The 16,931-nt window shown below is 69.4% G+C and carries 20 protein-coding genes; 7 read left to right on the top strand and 13 right to left on the bottom strand.

What is annotated here, in order from left to right; all coding sequences use genetic code 11:
- Positions 1-14: 14 nt before the first annotated feature.
- The 5 genes from AWC16_RS12670 to AWC16_RS24350 all read right to left on the bottom strand — a co-directional run bounded on the left by AWC16_RS12670 (position 15) and on the right by AWC16_RS24350 (position 3,291).
- Entirely contained in the window at positions 15-413 is a 399-nt protein-coding gene (locus AWC16_RS12670) for a helix-turn-helix domain-containing protein (protein ID WP_085265108.1), read from the bottom strand.
- A 349-nt stretch (positions 414-762) separates the two neighbouring features.
- The gene (locus AWC16_RS12665; protein WP_085265107.1) at positions 763-1,452 is read right to left on the bottom strand and encodes a TMEM165/GDT1 family protein; all 690 of its coding nucleotides are present in this window, start codon (positions 1,450-1,452) and stop codon (positions 763-765) included.
- A gap of 122 nt (positions 1,453-1,574) precedes the next feature.
- Entirely contained in the window at positions 1,575-2,111 is a 537-nt protein-coding gene (locus AWC16_RS12660; RefSeq protein WP_085265106.1) for a peptidase, read from the bottom strand.
- Between the two features lie 201 nt (positions 2,112-2,312).
- The gene (locus AWC16_RS12655; RefSeq protein WP_085265196.1) at positions 2,313-2,933 is read right to left on the bottom strand and encodes a superoxide dismutase; all 621 of its coding nucleotides are present in this window, start codon (positions 2,931-2,933) and stop codon (positions 2,313-2,315) included.
- Positions 2,934-3,132: 199 nt separating this feature from the next.
- On the bottom strand, positions 3,133-3,291 hold the full coding sequence (locus AWC16_RS24350) for a hypothetical protein (protein WP_165759219.1): 159 nt from the start codon (positions 3,289-3,291) through the stop codon (positions 3,133-3,135).
- A gap of 466 nt (positions 3,292-3,757) precedes the next feature.
- Between AWC16_RS24350 and AWC16_RS12650 the strand changes: the two genes are divergently transcribed.
- Positions 3,758-4,837: a DUF4328 domain-containing protein gene (locus AWC16_RS12650; RefSeq protein WP_085265105.1), complete on the top strand. Its 1,080-nt coding sequence runs from the start codon at positions 3,758-3,760 to the stop codon at positions 4,835-4,837.
- Positions 4,838-4,841: 4 nt separating this feature from the next.
- The gene (locus AWC16_RS12645; RefSeq protein WP_085265104.1) at positions 4,842-5,651 is read left to right on the top strand and encodes a glycerophosphodiester phosphodiesterase; all 810 of its coding nucleotides are present in this window, start codon (positions 4,842-4,844) and stop codon (positions 5,649-5,651) included.
- 20 nt (positions 5,652-5,671) lie between these two features.
- Here the strand turns inward: AWC16_RS12645 and AWC16_RS12640 are convergent, their stop codons facing one another.
- Complete coding sequence (locus AWC16_RS12640; RefSeq protein ID WP_085265103.1) at positions 5,672-6,211, bottom strand: ferritin; 540 nt, start codon at positions 6,209-6,211, stop codon at positions 5,672-5,674.
- 127 nt (positions 6,212-6,338) lie between these two features.
- Positions 6,339-7,520, bottom strand: a complete 1,182-nt coding sequence (locus AWC16_RS12635; RefSeq protein WP_085265102.1) for an LCP family protein — start codon at positions 7,518-7,520, stop codon at positions 6,339-6,341.
- A 200-nt stretch (positions 7,521-7,720) separates the two neighbouring features.
- On the opposite strand from AWC16_RS12635, the gene AWC16_RS25560 reads away from it, so the two are divergent.
- Positions 7,721-10,057, top strand: a complete 2,337-nt coding sequence (locus AWC16_RS25560; protein ID WP_133055935.1) for a cellulase family glycosylhydrolase — start codon at positions 7,721-7,723, stop codon at positions 10,055-10,057.
- Positions 10,058-10,066: 9 nt separating this feature from the next.
- Here AWC16_RS25560 and AWC16_RS12625 read toward each other — a convergent pair whose 3' ends face one another.
- The 3 genes from AWC16_RS12625 to AWC16_RS23890 are packed head-to-tail and all read right to left on the bottom strand — an operon-like array spanning position 10,067 to position 11,889.
- The gene (locus tag AWC16_RS12625; protein ID WP_085265100.1) at positions 10,067-10,819 is read right to left on the bottom strand and encodes a CPBP family intramembrane glutamic endopeptidase; all 753 of its coding nucleotides are present in this window, start codon (positions 10,817-10,819) and stop codon (positions 10,067-10,069) included.
- Positions 10,820-10,842: 23 nt separating this feature from the next.
- Complete coding sequence (locus AWC16_RS12620; RefSeq protein ID WP_085265099.1) at positions 10,843-11,676, bottom strand: DUF2470 domain-containing protein; 834 nt, start codon at positions 11,674-11,676, stop codon at positions 10,843-10,845.
- A gap of 33 nt (positions 11,677-11,709) precedes the next feature.
- Positions 11,710-11,889: a hypothetical protein gene (locus AWC16_RS23890; RefSeq protein ID WP_133055934.1), complete on the bottom strand. Its 180-nt coding sequence runs from the start codon at positions 11,887-11,889 to the stop codon at positions 11,710-11,712.
- Here AWC16_RS23890 and pheA point away from each other — a divergent pair.
- Together pheA and AWC16_RS12610 are read left to right on the top strand one after the other, a co-directional pair.
- Positions 11,879-12,754 (top strand): prephenate dehydratase, encoded by an 876-nt coding sequence (pheA, locus tag AWC16_RS12615; protein ID WP_085265098.1) that lies wholly within the window; start codon positions 11,879-11,881, stop codon positions 12,752-12,754. The two genes, AWC16_RS23890 and pheA, sit on opposite strands and share 11 nt — an antisense overlap.
- Positions 12,751-13,440, top strand: coding sequence for a histidine phosphatase family protein (locus tag AWC16_RS12610; protein ID WP_085265097.1), 690 nt, complete (start codon positions 12,751-12,753; stop codon positions 13,438-13,440). The genes pheA and AWC16_RS12610 overlap by 4 nt, the downstream gene beginning before the upstream one ends.
- 4 nt (positions 13,441-13,444) lie before the next feature.
- Here the strand turns inward: AWC16_RS12610 and AWC16_RS12605 are convergent, their stop codons facing one another.
- The gene (locus AWC16_RS12605; RefSeq protein ID WP_085265096.1) at positions 13,445-13,633 is read right to left on the bottom strand and encodes a hypothetical protein; all 189 of its coding nucleotides are present in this window, start codon (positions 13,631-13,633) and stop codon (positions 13,445-13,447) included.
- A 99-nt stretch (positions 13,634-13,732) separates the two neighbouring features.
- Between AWC16_RS12605 and AWC16_RS12600 the strand changes: the two genes are divergently transcribed.
- Positions 13,733-13,999, top strand: coding sequence for a PIN domain-containing protein (locus tag AWC16_RS12600; RefSeq protein WP_085265095.1), 267 nt, complete (start codon positions 13,733-13,735; stop codon positions 13,997-13,999).
- 8 nt (positions 14,000-14,007) lie between these two features.
- On the opposite strand, the gene AWC16_RS12595 is transcribed toward AWC16_RS12600, so the two are convergent.
- Both AWC16_RS12595 and AWC16_RS12590 read right to left on the bottom strand, forming a co-directional pair.
- Complete coding sequence (locus tag AWC16_RS12595) at positions 14,008-14,358, bottom strand: metallopeptidase family protein (RefSeq protein ID WP_085265094.1); 351 nt, start codon at positions 14,356-14,358, stop codon at positions 14,008-14,010.
- On the bottom strand, positions 14,355-15,464 hold the full coding sequence (locus AWC16_RS12590) for a septum formation family protein (protein WP_234812244.1): 1,110 nt from the start codon (positions 15,462-15,464) through the stop codon (positions 14,355-14,357). The genes AWC16_RS12595 and AWC16_RS12590 overlap by 4 nt, the downstream gene beginning before the upstream one ends.
- A 92-nt stretch (positions 15,465-15,556) precedes the next feature.
- On the opposite strand from AWC16_RS12590, the gene serS reads away from it, so the two are divergent.
- Complete coding sequence (gene serS / locus AWC16_RS12585) at positions 15,557-16,822, top strand: serine--tRNA ligase (RefSeq protein WP_085265092.1); 1,266 nt, start codon at positions 15,557-15,559, stop codon at positions 16,820-16,822.
- The last annotated feature ends 109 nt before the right edge of the window (positions 16,823-16,931 follow it).

Raw genomic sequence — 16,931 nt, 5'->3', positions numbered from 1 at the left:
GCGGTGCCGGCGCCTCAGGCGCTGAGGTGCTCCTTGCGGCGGAGCTCATCGATCCGGTCCAGAATGTCCTGTTGAGACTCCGGCGACAACCCGACCGCGTGGGTCGCGATGCGGCGCACGCCGGCATCCCGGAGGCTGTCCAGCCACGTCAACTCGGCGTCGAGCTTGGCGTAGTAGTCGTCGTCGGTGAAGAACGCGGGCTTGATCCGGAAGAAGTTCGCCAGCGCGGCCATGGTGGCGGCCGACGGGTTGGTCCGGTTGCCCGAGCGGAGCTGGGAGAGATAGGGGGCTGACATCGTGACGCCCTCCGCTTTGAGTGCCGCGATCACCTCGGCGGACGTGTGCGGTCCTCGGCCGGGCGGATAGACCACATCGAAAAGGCGGTTCAAGCGGACAGCGAAGGTCGCGCTCATCGATAGGACCTCCAGGGGGTAGGCAGGCGGTCGACAGGCGCCCGCGAGGGGGGAGCGGTAGCGCCTGATGATTTGCTGATCATCGTAGCGATAGTTAGCCACACAACCAAGGGTGATTCGGCAGCGAATTCGATCTTGATCGATGAGTTGCTCTTGGATCGAGTTCCTTCGCCGGTCGCGCCGACCTTCGCAGCCGGATTTTCTGACGTACCAAGCACAATTGCGCCGGCGTCAGTGACTGAAAGGTTCCAATCGGACGCGACCGTTGGTCCTCGCCGCTGGAACCCCCTCCGGCGAAGTGAAGTTTGCACCGCGCGTCGAGGCGTTGGAGAGCTTTGCTGCCGGGCGGCTACCGGGTGACGGAATCGTCCCCGGCGACCTGCCCGGAACGTTGACGGAGGGCCCGCCGAAGTTCTCCGCTGGATGCCAGCAGCACCAGCCCGACGATCGAGACGACCGCCACCGGGCGCCAGCCGAGCGCTTCGTCGAGGAGCATCCACAGTCCGAAAACGCCGAAGAGCAGTCCGGCCGCCGAATGCAGCAGGTGTGCGGGCAGCCGGCGGTGCAGCACCGTCCCGGCCGCGATCGCGACCGCGTCGGCCAGCACCATCCCGGCCGTCGCACCGAGCCACACACCGAGCCAGCCGTGGTGGCTGGCCAGCGCAACCGTCGCCAACATCGTCTTGTCGCCGAGTTCGGCCAGCAGCACCGAGGACACCACCGCGAACAGCACGAAGCGGGGCTCACGAACCGTCGTCTCCCCGGATGCGGAGTTGTAGCGTTCCCGCCACGTCCACACCGCGAAACCGAGGAAGGCGACGCCGGCCACCGCGGCGATCGGGCGCGCGGGCAAGGTCAGCCCTAGGAAGTGCCCCACCGTGACCGAGATGCCGTGGATCGCGAACGCGGCGATGCTCACCCCGCCCAGCACCACCCACCAGCGGTGCCGCAGCGCGTAGGTCAGGGTGATCAGCTGCGACTTGTCGCCGAGTTCAGCCAGAAACACCACGCCCAGGCTGATCAGCATGGCGGCAAGCATGCGAGACGCCCTTTCGTCAGCTGCCGAGGTTAGTGGCTCCCCAGGTCGGCCGCCAGCCGGCGCCGAATTTCGGCGGCCCGAATCCGATGGTCCGGTGGAATGACAATTCGTCTCGAATTGCGTTATGCGGCAAGAAGCATGGCCAGTATCGCGGTATCGGGGTGGCTGACCGGGTCGACGCTGACCCGGCTCACCATGGATGTGACCGTACCGTCGGATTCGGCTTCGACCCAGGCCGCCCGGTGGTCCAAACCCAGGTGGGGCAGGCCGGGCAGCAGCACACAACCGGACGCGGCACCGCGGCATTCGGGCAGGGAGGGAATGGTTTCCGAAGGCGGGTGCAGCATCAGCAGAGCGGACGGCTGGTGGCCGGCGAAGTAACCCGGCCCGATCGCCGATTCACCGGTGACGGTGCCTTCGGCCAGCAGTAATCCGACGGTGCCGGGACCCGGATTGTCGGGGAGTTCTTCTCGGGTGCCGAACACCGTCGTGGTGGGCAGCAAACCGGGCATCGACGCGACTCGAACCGCGATGCTGAGCAGCTGCGCCCACTCCTTGGTCGAGTCCGGCCAGCGGCCGAAGACCACGAATCCGTGTAATTCGCCACGGGAGTGGAACGGGGCGACCTCGATCGCCCTGCCGGACCCTGTCGTCTCCATCGCACACCCTCCGCGACACATTGGCTCGTGGGCTCGCATTTCAGCGGGTGGGTTGCCTGGCAGCATGCTCCCAGCACCGAGATCGGTGCAAGGGGACACGGCGACGCGGCCGATAACGAAACGGTGAATAAAACTCCGGCGTATAAAACGAGTGGGGCGCCGCGCCAACGGCGCGACGCCCCACTCGATACGGCGGTGCGGCTAGAAGATCAGGCCGGACGTCTTCGAGGTGGCGGCCGCGAACCGGGACTGCACATCGGCCCAGTTGACGACGTTCCAGAACGCCTTGACGTAGTCCGCCTTGACGTTCTTGTACTGCAGATAGAAGGCGTGCTCCCACATGTCGACCTGCAGCAGCGGGATGATGCCCAGCGGCACGTTGGCCTGCTGGTCGTAGAGCTGGAAGGTCAGCAGCTTCCCGCCGAGGGTGTCGTAGCCGAGGACCGCCCAGCCCGAACCCTGCAGGCCGTTGGCGGCCGCGGTGAACTGCGCACGGAACTTGTCGAACGACCCGAAGGCGTCGTCGATAGCCGCGGCCAGTTCGCCGGTCGGCTTGTCACCGCCGTTGGGGGACAGGTTCTTCCACCAGATCGAGTGGTTGACGTGCCCACCGAGGTGGAAAGCCAGGTTCTTCTCGTTCAAGAAGATCGCGCCGTGGTCGTCGTTGGCGCGTGCCTCTTCGAGCTTGGCCACGGCGCTGTTGACGCCGGCGACGTAGGCGGCGTGGTGCTTGCTGTGGTGCAGTTCGTTGATCTGGCCCGAGATGTGCGGCTCAAGGGCTCCGTAATCCCAGTCCAAGTCCGGCAAGGTGTAGTCGGCCACGGGGTTCCTTCCTTCGATCAGTACTGATCCGGTGTCGATCACCGTTGATCATTGTCGACTTGCGTTGACGCTCTAGCGGCGCCCCACCGCCCACCGCGATTGCGGAGCGGTGAGACCGCCTTTGATCAACACTGCTCCAACACCGGGAGGACCGCAACAATGGGTCGCGCCATCACGCGACGACGGTCGATCGCAGCGCTCAGGTCAGGACGAGCGCCAGCAGGAATGTCAGCAGCACCAACGCGATGATTCCGGAGCGCAGCGACGCCAGCAGATAGGCGCGCTTGTAAGTCGACGATCCCGCGTGCCAACCCGTCGCCGTCGCGACCGGTCCGGGTCCGATCGGGCCTGCCGTCATCTCGTGTTGCCCCCAATTTCCACCGTGCGCCCACCCCCGTGAGGCGCATCACATCCGCTATGTGACGCCGATCATAGCGCTTCGTTCCCCCGGTGGAAAAATCAACCCGGATAACCTGACTTACCTGCATAGATGCACCCGACGCGGCCCGAAGCGCATCGTGGGCCCGCGGCGCGTTAGTTAGCGGATAAAGCGATTTCGCTCGACGCTGTTAGTTGCCCGCTTGGGCGACGCCACGTTATCCACAGTCGGGGTATCCAGCGCCGTCCAAAAAGCATCTCATCGGCCCTGTGGGCGCGCCGTGGGCATGTGGATAAAGCTGTGGAAACTGTGGATAGTCCGGTGGTAGCTGGCCGGGGTACCGAGGGTGCCGGATGGCGCTTGTCGGGCGTATCGTCGCGGCGCCCGGCCAGCCTGGGGTCATGATGACGGCAACCCGCCTTGCGATCGCCGTTAGGCTGGTGCGGTGATTCAGGTGTGTTCCCGCTGCGGTACGCGGTGGAACGTCCGCGACCGTCGGCGGGCCTGGTGCCCGCGCTGCAACGGTGCGCTGTGGGCGCCGCTGACGCCCGAGCAGGAAGCCGAGTTGCAGTGGACCCCGCCCGCGCCCGCCGCGCCGCAGCCGGCGACCACGGACTCGCCCGCACGGCTGGGCCCGGGTTACCGCTGGATCGCGGTGCGGCCCGGCCCGCCGCCGGCGCAGCCCCGACGCCGGCGGCCGCTGGGTCCCACTCCGCGCTACTCGGTGATGCCGCGCTGGACACTGATGGGGGCTCCGAATCCGATTGCGGCACAGCCGAAATCCGGTGAGCGGGCGGCGCCTTCGGTGCGCTCGCTGGAGAAGGCGCTGGGCGGCGCGATCGCCGCACTGGGCATCGCGGCGCTGGTGCACGCGCTGATCTACCTGCTGATGATCATCAACCGCACCAGGCTGCTGCACCCGCTGATCGCCGGTGGCGCGGTATGGCTGGGTCGGCTGGCCGGCCTCGTCGCGATCGCGGCGGTGATCGGTTGCGCGGTGGTGCTGACCAAATGGCTGCTGGCCCGCCGGTCGGCGGCGTTCGCCCGATTGCAACTGCCCGAGTCCCGCCCGACCTGGGCGCTGTGGGCCGGGTGCATGGTGCCGGTGGTCAACCTGGCCTGGGCGCCGGTCTATGTCATGGAGTTGGCCGGGCGGGAGGGTCGGCTGGCCCGGCTGCGCAAACCCATCGTGGTGTGGTGGGTGGTGTGGGCGGCCAGCACCGCCACCGCGATCTTCGCGACGGCGACCAGTTGGACCGACAGCGCCCAGGGCATCGCCGACAACATTGTGGCCACGGTGGTCGCCTACCTGTTCGGTCTGGCCGCCGTGGTGACCGCGGCCAAGGTGGTCGAGGGATTCGAGCAACGGTCGATGGGCCGACCCGCGCATCACTGGGTGGTGGTCGCCGACGCCCGGGAGCCCGTGCCCCCGCCGTCGCCGGAGGTTCCGGCGGCCGCTTCGGCTCCGGAGGCGCCGACACCCGCCGTGGCTCTTGAGTCCGACGGGCGGGAACCGGCAGCATAAGCCCATGACACCGGCCGGTGATGGCGTTGCGGGGCACCCGTTCGTGGTCGCACACCGGGGAGCGTCGATCGACCGGCCGGAACACACCCTGGCCGCCTACGACTTGGCGTTGCAGGAGGGGGCCGACGGCGTCGAGTGCGACGTCCGGCTGTCCAGCGACGGACATCTGGTCTGCGTGCACGACCGGCGGGTGGACCGGACCTCCACCGGGGCCGGGGTGGTCAGCGAGATGACGCTGTCGCAATTGCAGAGCCTCGACTACGGCGCCTGGCACAACGGCGGGCAGTCCCCGGAGGCCGACAACGCCGGCGACACCGGCCTGCTCACCCTCGACGCGCTGGTGGCCCTGGTCCTGGACTGGCACCGGCCGGTGAAGATCTTCATCGAGACCAAGCATCCGGTGCGCTACGGCGCCATGGTCGAACGCAAGGTGCTCGCGCTGCTGGACCGGTTCGGGCTTGCCGCGCCGGCCTCGGCATCCCGGTCGCGTGCGGTGGTGATGTCCTTCTCGGCCGCGGCGGTGTGGCGGATTCGCCGGGCCGCGCCCCTGCTGCCGACGGTTCTGCTCGGCTCGGGCGCGCGCTATCTGGGCGGCGGTGCGGCGACCACGGTCGGCGCCACCGCCATCGGTCCGTCGATCGAGACGCTGCGTGAACACCCGGAACTGGTGGACCACGCCGCCGCGCGCGGACGGGCGCTGTACTGCTGGACCGTCGATGAAGCCGAGGACGTCGATTTCTGCCGGGACGTGGGTGTTGCGTGGATCGCCACGAATCAGCCCGCCCGAACCAAGGCGCGGTTGCGGGCGGGCTGATCGGCCGGCGGGCGCGGGGTTTACCCGCCGGCGACGCGGGGAGCGCCGGCCTCCTGGGACACGGTGCCGATCTCGCGGGCGATGAAGTTCTCCAGGTCGAACATGTTGTGTCCGGCGCGGTCGGCGACCCGCAGCAGCCGGGTCATCAGGGCCACCTCCTCTACCTGCTCACGCAGGAACCACTGCATGAACTGTTCGCCGAGGTGATCGCCTTCGTCGCGGGCGACGCTGGTCAACCGGCTGATCTGATCGGTGACGGTGCGCTCCTGGTCGAGCATCAGCGCCAGCGCGTCGCGAGGCGCGTCGAAGTGGTTGCGCACCGCGTCCACGCCGGGAATCTCGACATCGATGGCGCGGTCGAGTAGGTACTGCACCATCATCATGGCGTGGCTGCGCTCCTCGACGGCCTGGGCGTAAAAGAACTTCGCCAATTGCGGATAATCGCTGCCGTCAAAATAAACCGCAACAGCGACATATTGCTGCGCGGCGGTGAATTCGTGGTAGATCTGCTCTTGAAGCAGTGCATGAAATTTCGAAGTGTGGGTTTCATTCTCGGCCATGGCGGCGATGCTACCCCTGGTCAGATGGGGTGCGCATCCAAGGTGAGGCTTACTCAGGTCAGCATTGCCTAAGTAAAGATAGGATACGCTGAATTCCGCCTATTGCAGCGCAGGAATTAGGTTCGGCTTATTCGTCCGGGCCGGGAGTGGGTGGATCATCGCGACTCAATGCGTCGAATAGCCGCGCGGCTTCCGGGTGGTCCCACACCACCGCGTCGCCGACGTCGGTCTCGGTGAACTCGCCGATCGGCACGGTCAGCATCGTGGTGGCGCCGCGCAGCGCCCAGCCCAGGGCCGCCAGGTCAAGGACCCCGGCGCCGGCATCCACCGTGACGGCGTGTGCGGCGGCGTGCGGCACGGTGTACCAGCGCAGCGGGTTGAGCCAGACGGCCGGATCGGCGATGCGGGTGAGCAGTGCGGCCAGAAACAGTCGCTGGTTGTCCATCCGATCCAGGTCGGCGCGCGGCGTGGCCCGGCTGCGCACGTAGCCCAGTGCGGCCGCACCGGCCAGCTTCTGGCAGCCGGCCGGCAGGTTCAGCCCGGCCAGCGGGTCGTCGAGCGGTTCGTCCGGGCACAGCCTGACACCACCGAGCGCGTCGACCAGGGCGGCGAACCCGCCGAACCCGATCTCGACGTAGTGGTCCAGCCGCAGCCCGGTCGCCTGCTCCACCGTCCGGGTCAGCAGGGGGGCTCCGCCGAGGGTGAAGGCCGCGTTGATCTTGTCGTCGCCGTAGTCGGGGATGGGCACGTAGGAGTCGCGCGGGATGGACACCACCGTCGCCGGTGAGCCCGAGCCCGCAGCCGGCAGGTGGATGAGCAGCAGGGTGTCGGTGCGCCCGTCGCCGATGTCCCCGCCGGTGCTCAGGTCGCGCTGCTCCTGGGCGGTGAGGTCGGCGCGGCTGTCCGTGCCGACCAGCAGCCACGTCGTACCGCGGCCCGGCGCCGGCCGGTCGGCGTAGCCGGAGAAGACCGCGGCGCGCTGCAGCACGGCGTCCAGCCACGCCGCGGTGCCGGCCAGGCCCGCCGCGCCCAGCAGCACCAACAGCAGGGTGAGCCCGGCGAGTCGGCGCGGCCAGGATCGCCGGCGACGCGATACGGGTGGGCGCGGCGGTGGCGGCGGTGGTGCGGACGGACGGGGCGGCGGTGCATGCCGCTGTGCCACCGGCCGTGGCGCAGCAGGCATCGGCCGGTGTGCCGGCGGTGGTGGTCGATGCGGATGGCGGTACAGCATCGGCGGTGGCTCACGCGGCGGCGGTGGTTGCTGACCCCACGGCCGCTGCGGCCCGCCAGCCCTGGGATCGCCGTTCACCTGCCCAATCTACGCACCCGGGAACGGTGCGGCGCCCGGCAGCGATGGCGGCCACCCATTGGATGCCACCCCGCCCGGCGCGGCTCTCCTTATTTTCTCAGGCGGTGTTAGCGATATTCCCAACAAGTTGTTATCTTGGCCGCATCGATTGTCGCCACGTGTCACTCGTCACTCGTCGCAGGAATGAGGTCTACCCACCGATGGCTCGTCAGCGCAGCACGAAGCGGAATCGCCGGGTTGTCGGATTGGGTACGGCGGTCGGCGCGTTTCTCGCGTTCGGGGTGACGCCGCTGGCCGCGGCGCCGACGGCCTCTGCCGAGGGTTTCGACGACGTCTTCGACTTGGCTTTGGCGCCGTTTGTCGATGCGACCACCGGCTGGACGGACTGGGCGGCGGTGTTCAACCCGGCGTCCTGGGAGGCGTTCTTCGAGCCGGCGAACTGGGACGGCGTGCTGGCCGGGGCCGCGGCAGCGTCGCCGAGCCTGTTCGCCCCGGACCTGACCGCGTTGGTGCAGGACTGGGTCTACACCCCGCTGTACACCGGTATCGACAGCTTGGTCAGCAGCGCGTGGATGGCGCCGATCGTCGACGGATTCAACCAGCTCAGTGGGGCGCTGGGGCTGGGCATGGCGATCGGCGACGGTGCGGCCGGTACGGAGGCGTCGGCCGCCGGTGGTGCGGGGGGCTGGTTGTTCGGTGACGGTGGGGCCGGCTGGGACAACACCGAGGTCAACGGCGTCGGCGGTGCCGGTGGAGCAGCCGGGTTCTTCGGCAACGGCGGTGCGGGCGGCGCCGGTGGAGAGGGCGGCGCCGGCGGTGTCGGCGGGACCGGCGGGTGGTACATGGGCGTCGGGGGCGTCGGCGGCGCCGGCGGCGACGGGGTGGTCGGCGGTAACGGGGGGGCCGGCGGTGCCGGGATCGGGTGGATGCTGGGTGTCGGTGGGGCCGGAGGCGCCGGAGGCGACGGCACCCACATCGGCGGCAACGGTGGTGACGGCGGCAACGGCTCGGCGTGGTTCGGCGGCGGAGGCGACGGCGGCGACGCCGGCAACGGCGTCTACCAGAGCCAGGGTGACCTGCCCGGCCTGGGCGGGGCCGGCGGCCTCGCCGGCGCGCTGGGCACCCACGGCGCGGTCGGCAACTTCGGCACGCTGGATGGAGCCCCGGAGAGAGGGCCGGCCGAACTCGCCACCGCCGGCAAGTGGATCGTCGACCACGACGGCCGGGTGGTCATCCTGCAGGGTGTCAACCAGGTATACAAGTCGCCGCCGTTCTCGCCCGGCGGCAACGGGTTTGACGACGACGACGCGGCATTCCTGGCCGCCAACGGTTTCACCGCGGTGCGGTTGGGCGTGTATTGGGAACAGATCGAGCCGCAGCCCGGGGTGTACGACTTCGCCTACCTGGAGTCGGTCAAGGACACCATCGAGACGCTCAAGGCGCATGGCATCGTCAGCATCATCGACATGCACCAGGATCTGTACGGCTCGGAGATCGGCGGCCATGGCGCGCCGGACTGGGCGACGATGTTCAACCCCGACGACAACGACACCAGCGCGCCGTTCCCGTTCGGCTACGCGCTCAACCCCGCACAGAACCAGGCCTGGGATGCCTTCTGGTCCAACGAGAAGGTGGACGGAGTCGGCCTGCTGAACTCCTACGCCCGGATGTGGCAGGTCACAGCCAACTACCTGGGCGGCACTCCCGGCGTGGCCGGCTACGAGATCATGAACGAGCCGTGGGCCGGGTCGCCGTGGTTGGCCAGCCTGCTCGGCAACCCGCACTTCGACCGCGAGACGCTGACCCCGTTCTACGACCAGGTGACCTCGGCGATCCGGTCGGTCGACCCGCACACCACGGTGTACTACGAGCCGAATGTGCTGTTCGGCAACGTGACCCCGGCAACTCACATCGGCGCAGTCGACGACGACAACACCGTGTTCGCGTTCCACACCTACTGCATCTTCGACGCCCTGGGCGGTGGCACCGCCACCGGCTGCTCACTGTGGGACGGGATGATGGTGAGCGGCGCCCAGCACTACATCGACCGCTACGACGTCCCGGGGGTGGTCACCGAGTTCGGTGCCACCCGCAACCTCGACACCATCACCAGCCAGCTGAACTCGATCGACCCGCACAAGTTCGGTTGGCTGTACTGGGGCTACACCAACGAGGCGGGGTCGCTGGTACACAACACCAACCTGCCGCCGACCGGCGGCAACGTCGACGTGCCCGTCGTGGAGACGCTGGCCCAGCCGTACCCGCAGGTGATCGCCGGCATCCCGAACAGCTGGTCGTTCAACAACGGCGTCTTCTCGTTCAGCTACTCCACGGCGATGGCCGACGGGTCGGGCAGCTTCGGCGCCGGGTCGGAGACCAGGATCTCGATCCCGGACCTCCAGTTCCCGAACGGCTACCAGGTCAGCATCACCGGCGGCGAGGTCGTCTCGGCGAACAACGCCCCGGTGCTGGTCATCGAATCCAACGCCGGCGCCGGCACCATCAGCGTCACCGTGACGCGCGTCGCGGGCGGTTAGCGAAGGCCGTCACCGCAGCCAGCTCAGCTGGTCGGCGAACAGCGTGTACCCGACGAACGCCACGGTGTCGATCAGGCCGTGCGCGAGGATCAGCGGCCACAGCCGGCCGGTGCGCTGCCAGGTGTAGCCGAACACCAGACCCATCGCGACGTTCCCCAGGCCGGCGCCGAACCCCTGGTAGAGGTGGTAGGCGCCGCGTAGCAGGGCTGAACAGGCCACCGCCACCCACGGCGAGACGCGCAGTTGCCGCAGCCGGGTCAGCAGATAGCCGACGACGATCACCTCCTCGGCGAAGGCATTGGCGAACGCGATCACGATCAGCATGGGGGCGCGCCACCAGGTGTCGTTGATCGCCGCGGGGATCACGTCGGCGTTGAGGCCCAGGGTTCGCGCCAGCAGGTACAGGCCCAGCCCGGGCAGGCCGATCAGGGCGGCCAGACCGAGGCCGCCGGCCAGGTCGGAGCGGCGGGGTGACCGATCCAGCCCGATGCGGGCGGGACCGTATCCACTGCGCCACAGCAGGTATAGGGCCAGGGCGCCCCAGGCGATCAGCTGCGCCGCCCAGGCGACATTCAGGCCCAGATCGATGAGGTCGAAATAGGACCGGCGCGGATTCAGGGGGATCCGCTGGGCGCTGAGATCACGCAGCACCGCGTCGGCGAGCTGCAGGATCGCGGTGGCGGCGCTCAGCCCGTAGGTGACCGCCAGCACCAGGGCGATCTCCAGGCGCAGTGCGCGTCGCTGGGCCGCCGGCTCGGTCACCTCGCCACGGTAACCGCTACCGGCTACGGGCGACGGGCCTGCAGCCCGTTGAGGAAAGGGCAGCCCATCAGCGCGCGCACCGCCCGGTTCAGGCTCATCACGTCCTCGACCGGCTGCGGGAAGCTCAGCCGGACGTCGCGGTCACCGTCGCGGGCCTCGACCCGCAGCCACATGCCGTAGCGGTCCACGGCGAGCGGACGGGCCTGCCCGCGCCGCAGCTGCGGCGGCAGTTTGGCGGCGGCCAGCCGAGCGACCATCTCGGGGTGCGCCGAGTCCAGGTGGTGCAGCCAGTGCGCCTCGATGGCGCAGAACGGGTCTGGGCGGGCGGCCAGCAGCTCACTGACGGCGACCGCCTCGGCTCCGGTGGCATCGGCCAGTACCGCCGAGTCCGGGGTGAGCCGCAGCAGCGCGTAGCCGGCCTCGGCGTCGCCGCCCTCCGGTGCGCCGAAGTCGCGGAACCTCTTCGACGAGCGCGGTGAGACCACCTGGAGCAGTGCTGGATTCGGGTTGACCGTGGCGATCCGGTCCAGCAGCGGGGCGATCTCCTGCTCGGGTACCTGCCGCAGCAGGCCTCGGATCCACACCAGCGCCCGGACCCGTTCGCGTAGCCGCAACGGCGCATGATCGGTCAGCTCCAGCATCGCCTGGACACCGGACTCGGCGGCGGCCTCGGCGACCGGGTCGCCGATGGGCACCGCGACCACCACGGATCCGTCCGGCAGCAGGTGGCAGACCGGCGCGTTGACCGGCGCGGCGTCGGCAGAGTCGGCGATCGCCAGCAGTGCCTGACCGCGAATGCAGGCGCTGCGGATCCGCTCTGCGGACGTCGGGACGGTTGCCGCTGTGGTGGTGGCCATCGATCACCCTTTCGGAAGTGAGGTAAGCCTAACTTAATTAAATGTGGGGTTCCGCGCAACCGAAAATGCGGAATTCAGTTCGCCGGGGCCGTCTCCGCCGAACGTGAAGTTGGCTTCACGCTCGAGGTCGAACGTGCACTTGGCTTCACCGCCGGCGCCGCCGGTGACCGCGCCGGCGGGCCGCGGCCGATAGGGTTGACCGGTGACCCGCATCAGCTATCTCGGCCCGGCGGGGACCTTCACCGAAGCGGCGCTGTTCGCGTTGACCGGCGCCGGCATGGTTCCCGGCAGCGACCATCACGATCATCAACCGGTGCCGGCCGACAGCACACCGGCCGCCCTGGACGCGGTGCGCAGCGGCGCCGTCGACTACGCGTGTGTGCCGATCGAGAACTCGATCGAGGGCGGCGTGACACCCACCCTGGACGCGCTTGCGGCCGGCTCGCCGCTGCAGATCTTCGCCGAAACCGCCTTGGACGTCACGTTCTCGGTCGTCGTCGCAGCGGGGCGGGCGGTGGCCGATATCCGCACGGTGGCCGCCCACCCGGTCGCCGGCGCCCAGGTGCGACGCTGGCTGGCTGAGCACCTGCCGCAGGCCCACGTCGTGCCGGCGAACTCCAATGCCGCTGCCGCGCAGCAGGTCTGCGACGGCGAGGTGGATGCCGGGGTGAGCACCGCGCTGGCCGCCAAGCAACGGGGATTGGTGACGTTGGCCGACGGCGTCATCGACGAACCCAACGCCCGCACCCGCTTCGTGCTGGTCGGCGCGCCCGCGCCGCCGCCGGCGCGCACCGGCGCCGACCGGACTTCTGTGGTGCTGCGCCTTGACAACGCGCCGGGGGCCCTGGCGGCGGCCCTGACCGAGTTCGGAAGCCGCGGAATCGATCTGACACGGATCGAGTCCCGGCCCACCCGTGCTCGACTGGGCACCTACCTGTTCTTCCTGGACTGTGTCGGACACATCGACGACGGCGTCGTCGGCGAGGCGCTGGAGGCGCTGCGCCGCAGCGGTGCCGACGTGCGGTATCTGGGGTCCTGGCCCGCCGGACCGGCCGGCGGGTGCGAGGCGGCGTCGTGAGCGGCCGGCTGGTGCTGCTGCGGCACGGCCAGTCCTACGGCAACGTCGACCGCCGGCTCGACACCCGCCCACCCGGATCCGAGCTGACACCGCTGGGCCGCGACCAAGCCCGGGCGTTCGCATCCGAGCGCGCGCACCGTCCGAGGCTGGTGGTCCATTCGGTGGCCGTCCGCGCCACCCAGACCGCCGCCGAGATCGGCGGCCCGCTCGGCGTGACCGTTCGCGAACTCGACGGCATCCACGAGGTGCAGGCCGGCGCGCTGGAGAACCGCAGCGACGACGACGCGATCGCCGAGTTCAACGCGATCTATCAGCGGTGGCACTCCGGTGAGCCCGGCCTGGCGTTGCCCGGCGGTGAGTCGGCCGAGCAGGTCCTGGACCGCTATCTGCCGGTGGTGACCGACTTGCGGATGCGCTATCTGGATGACGACGACTGGACCGGTGACATCGTCGTGGTCAGTCACGGCGCGGCGATCCGGTTGGCCGCGGCGACGCTGGCCGGGGTGGACGGCAATTTCGCACTGGACCATCACCTGGAGAACGCCACGGCCGTGGTGCTGGCCCCGATCACCGATGGCCGCTGGAGCTGCGTGCAGTGGGGCTCGATGACGCCGCCGTTCTATCCCGAACCCGACGCGGACCCGGTCGGCGACGCGCTGCGCTCCGACACCGACCCGATGGGCTGAGGGCTCAGACCGCCAGCGCGTACACCTCGGCGCACCGGCAGCCGACCGCCTCACAATCCAGGGCGAACGAATGCGGCAGCACCTCGCCGGGACAGCCGTCCTCGGTGCATTCGGCGGCATGCGCCACGTGGTGGATGAGCGTGCCGTGGCAGTGGTCCAACCCCGCCCGGCAGTCTCGGCAGTGGTCATCCATGGCCCTTTCCTAGCACTGTGCGCCGACAACATCGCGGCGGCGCGCCGCGGCGGGGGCCGGTGTACGAACCGGCGCGTCGTGGCGGATTGACATCAACGCATGATGCGATCCCGCGGCCTGACACGACTGGCTGACGGGGCAGCGCAGGCGTTCGACCTCATCGACGCCTGGCTGGCGACACCTGCCGGCGTCGTCGTGGAGCCGACGGTCCGGCACCGGGCGATACTTCGCGGACTGCTGGACACCGCGGGCAATCTCAGCAATGACGCCCACCTCGCCGCGCTTGCCGTTGAGTACGGCGGTGCCGTCGCCACTTTCGACCGCGACTTCGAACGGTTCGGGGTCCGGGTCGTGATACCCGCGTGAGCTGCGGGCTAGCCCCAGCCCAGTTCGTGCAACCGGTCGTCGTCGATGCCGAAGTGATGGGCGATCTCGTGGATCACCGTGATCCGGACCTCGTCGACGACCTCGTCGTCGGAGCCGCACATCTCCAGCAGGGCTTCCCGGTAGATGGTGATGGTGTCCGGCAGGGACCCCGCGTAACTCGAGTCGCGCTCGGTCAGCGCCACACCCTCGTAGAGCCCGAGCAGGTCGGGCTCCTCGGCGTTGCGGCCTTCCACCAGGATGACGACGTTGTCGAAGGCGGCGGCCAGCTCGGCGGGAATCAGGTCCAGCGCGTCGGAGACGAGATCGTCGAACCGGCGCGGGTCCATCTGCACACTCACCGCGGCTGGCTGCCCGCCGGCAATTGGTTCAGCCGTTCCGCGGGGATCGACGGCGGCGGGATCGGGGGCTGGCCGTTGATCAGCAGCGACCCGCGGGCACTGTTGATCAACGCCGCCCAGCCACCGTTGCCCAGGGTGGCGCCGAGGCTGCAGGCCACCTCGCGGCTGCCCGCCGACCAACTCGGCAGCGACACGGTGGCGTAGGTCAGCGTGAGCGTGGTGTCGCGCAGCTGGACCGGGTCCAGGTAGGCGTCGGTGAGCCGCGTGCAGGAGTCCTTGATGAACGCGTCCTGCTCGGGTTCAGGCGGCAGCTCGCCGGGGAACCGCTCGGCCAGATTGACGGTGCCGGTGACCTCCTTGGTATGCGGCGCCGCGCAGTCGACCGGAACGTCGTTGGGCTGGTTGGTGGCCGGATCGATACCCAGGCAGGTGCCGGGCGGCCACACCTTGGACTGGTCGATGTCGGCGACCTTGCCGGTGAACGCGGTCTGCCGGCCGCCGACACCGGGCAGTTGCAGGCCGCACAGCATCCGGCGCTCACCGTGTTGCCGCCACGCCCGTTCGCCGGCCCACAGCATGCTGGCGACGAACTTGCTGTGCGGGTCGAACTTGGCGCCGAGGTAGCGCCGCACCGCCGACTCGCACTGCTCCTGGGTGATCTGCTCGATGCGGGCCATCGACGGCGGTGGGGCGTCCGGGCCGTACTCGGCGCCGGGGAACATCTTCATGTCCACCGGCCCGGCGACCTCGAATTTGTGCTCCTCGGCGCAGCCGACGATCGTCGCCCCGTCCAGGTCGTCGTCCGGCCAGTCCAGACAGTCGCCCGCGACCGCGTGGTCGATCGCCTCGTTGCCCTTGACGGTGCCGATCCCCAGGCCGGGTGCGGCACCCTTGGCGCCCGCCCCGGCCACCGGTTCGGCGCTGAGGTGGCCCAGCAGCCCGGCGGGGCCCTCGCCGAGGACCGGCACCACGGTGATCAACCCGGCGATCAGCAGCCCGCCCAGCGCGGTCAGCAGCAGCGTGCGTCGCGTCGCGGCGGCCTGCAGTGTGCGCAGCCAAGACACCCGCTTTGCGGGTGGATTTTCCTGGTCGGCTGCCTTCGACATCGCGTCCATTCTGACAGGCAGGCGCCGAAGCGTGACAAATGATGCGAAAGTGATGCCGCGGACCGGGTTGGCCCGGGTTGTAGGGTTGCGCCGTGATCGACCTGAAGCTGCTGCGTGAAGACCCCGACCGTGTCCGCCGCTCCCAGGTGGGTCGCGGCGAGGACCCGGCCCTGGTGGACGCCCTGCTGGCAGCCGACGCCGCGCGGCGAGCGGCGATCGCGGCGGCCGACACGATGCGTGCCGAACAGAAGGCGGCCAGCCGGTCCGTCGGCGCGGCATCCCCGGAGGAGCGCCCCGCGCTGCTGGCGCGGGCCAAGGAGCTGGCCGAACAGGTCAAGGCCGCCGAGGCCGCCCAGGATGATGCGGAGACGACGTTCGCGGGCGCGCATCTGGCGATCGCCAATGTGGTGATCGACGGGGTGCCCTCCGGGGGCGAGGACGACTACACGGTGCGCGATGTGGTCGGTGAGCCGGCGGCGATCACGGATCCGCGGGATCACCTCGAGCTCGGTGAGGCGCTGGGGCTGATCGACATGGCCCGCGGCGCCAAGGTCTCCGGCTCGCGGTTCTACTTCCTGACCGGCCGCGGAGCGCTGTTGCAGTTGGGCCTGCTGCAGCTGGCGGTGCGGCTGGCGGTCGACAACGGATTCACCCCGATGATCACCCCCGCCCTGGTGCGCCCGGAGATCATGTCCGGTACCGGGTTTCTGGGGGCGCATGCCGACGAGGTGTACCGGCTCGAGGCCGACGACCTCTATCTGGTGGGCACCTCCGAGGTGCCGCTGGCGGGCTATCACTCCGACGAGATCCTGGACCTGTCGGACGGACCGCTGCGCTACGCCGGGTGGTCGTCGTGTTTTCGCCGGGAGGCCGGCAGCTACGGCAAGGACACCCGCGGCATCATCCGGGTGCACCAGTTCGACAAGGTCGAGGGCTTCGTCTACTGCCGTCCCGACGAGGCGGAGGCCGAACACGAACGGCTGCTGGGCTGGCAGCGTGAGATGCTGGCCCGCATCGAGGTGCCCTACCGGGTGATCGACGTCGCCGCAGGCGATCTCGGGTCTTCGGCTGCGCGCAAGTTCGACTGTGAGGCGTGGGTGCCGTCCCAGGGCAACTACCGCGAGTTGACGTCGACGTCGAACTGCACCACCTTCCAGGCGCGCCGGTTGGCCATCCGCTACCGCGACGAGAACGGCAAGCCGCAGACCGCCGCGACGTTGAACGGCACCCTGGCCACCACCCGGTGGCTGGTGGCGATCCTGGAGAACCACCAGCAGGCCGACGGCAGCGTCCGAGTGCCAGCCGCGCTGGTGCCCTACGTGGGTGTAGACGTGCTGGAGCCGTCTCTTCGGCATTGACTTCCGGCGCAGGGGCCGGGGACCATATAGATAATTGCCCGCCTTTGAGCGACAACGACCACGGTCCTCGCAGTACCGAGTACCGGAATCACCATCAGGTGATGGCATT

This window comes from Mycolicibacter longobardus (assembly GCF_002102265.1).
In the GTDB taxonomy this organism is placed as follows: domain Bacteria; phylum Actinomycetota; class Actinomycetes; order Mycobacteriales; family Mycobacteriaceae; genus Mycobacterium; species Mycobacterium longobardum.
Note: the sequence above shows the minus strand (reverse complement) of the source record. Positions and strands in the feature narration are given on the sequence as shown.

Coding starts and splice junctions, on each gene's coding strand:
- AWC16_RS12670 (WP_085265108.1), bottom strand. CDS start 413: ATGAGCGCGACCTTCGCTGTCCGCTTGAACCGCCTTTTCGATGTGGTC.
- AWC16_RS12665 (WP_085265107.1), bottom strand. CDS start 1,452: ATGCTTGCCGCCATGCTGATCAGCCTGGGCGTGGTGTTTCTGGCTGAA.
- AWC16_RS12660 (WP_085265106.1), bottom strand. CDS start 2,111: ATGGAGACGACAGGGTCCGGCAGGGCGATCGAGGTCGCCCCGTTCCAC.
- AWC16_RS24350 (WP_165759219.1), bottom strand. CDS start 3,291: ATGACGGCAGGCCCGATCGGACCCGGACCGGTCGCGACGGCGACGGGT.
- AWC16_RS12645 (WP_085265104.1), top strand. CDS start 4,842: ATGACACCGGCCGGTGATGGCGTTGCGGGGCACCCGTTCGTGGTCGCA.
- AWC16_RS12640 (WP_085265103.1), bottom strand. CDS start 6,211: ATGGCCGAGAATGAAACCCACACTTCGAAATTTCATGCACTGCTTCAA.
- AWC16_RS25560 (WP_133055935.1), top strand. CDS start 7,721: ATGGCTCGTCAGCGCAGCACGAAGCGGAATCGCCGGGTTGTCGGATTG.
- AWC16_RS12620 (WP_085265099.1), bottom strand. CDS start 11,676: ATGGCCACCACCACAGCGGCAACCGTCCCGACGTCCGCAGAGCGGATC.
- AWC16_RS23890 (WP_133055934.1), bottom strand. CDS start 11,889: ATGCGGGTCACCGGTCAACCCTATCGGCCGCGGCCCGCCGGCGCGGTC.
- AWC16_RS12605 (WP_085265096.1), bottom strand. CDS start 13,633: ATGGATGACCACTGCCGAGACTGCCGGGCGGGGTTGGACCACTGCCAC.
- AWC16_RS12600 (WP_085265095.1), top strand. CDS start 13,733: ATGATGCGATCCCGCGGCCTGACACGACTGGCTGACGGGGCAGCGCAG.
- AWC16_RS12590 (WP_234812244.1), bottom strand. CDS start 15,464: ATGTCGAAGGCAGCCGACCAGGAAAATCCACCCGCAAAGCGGGTGTCT.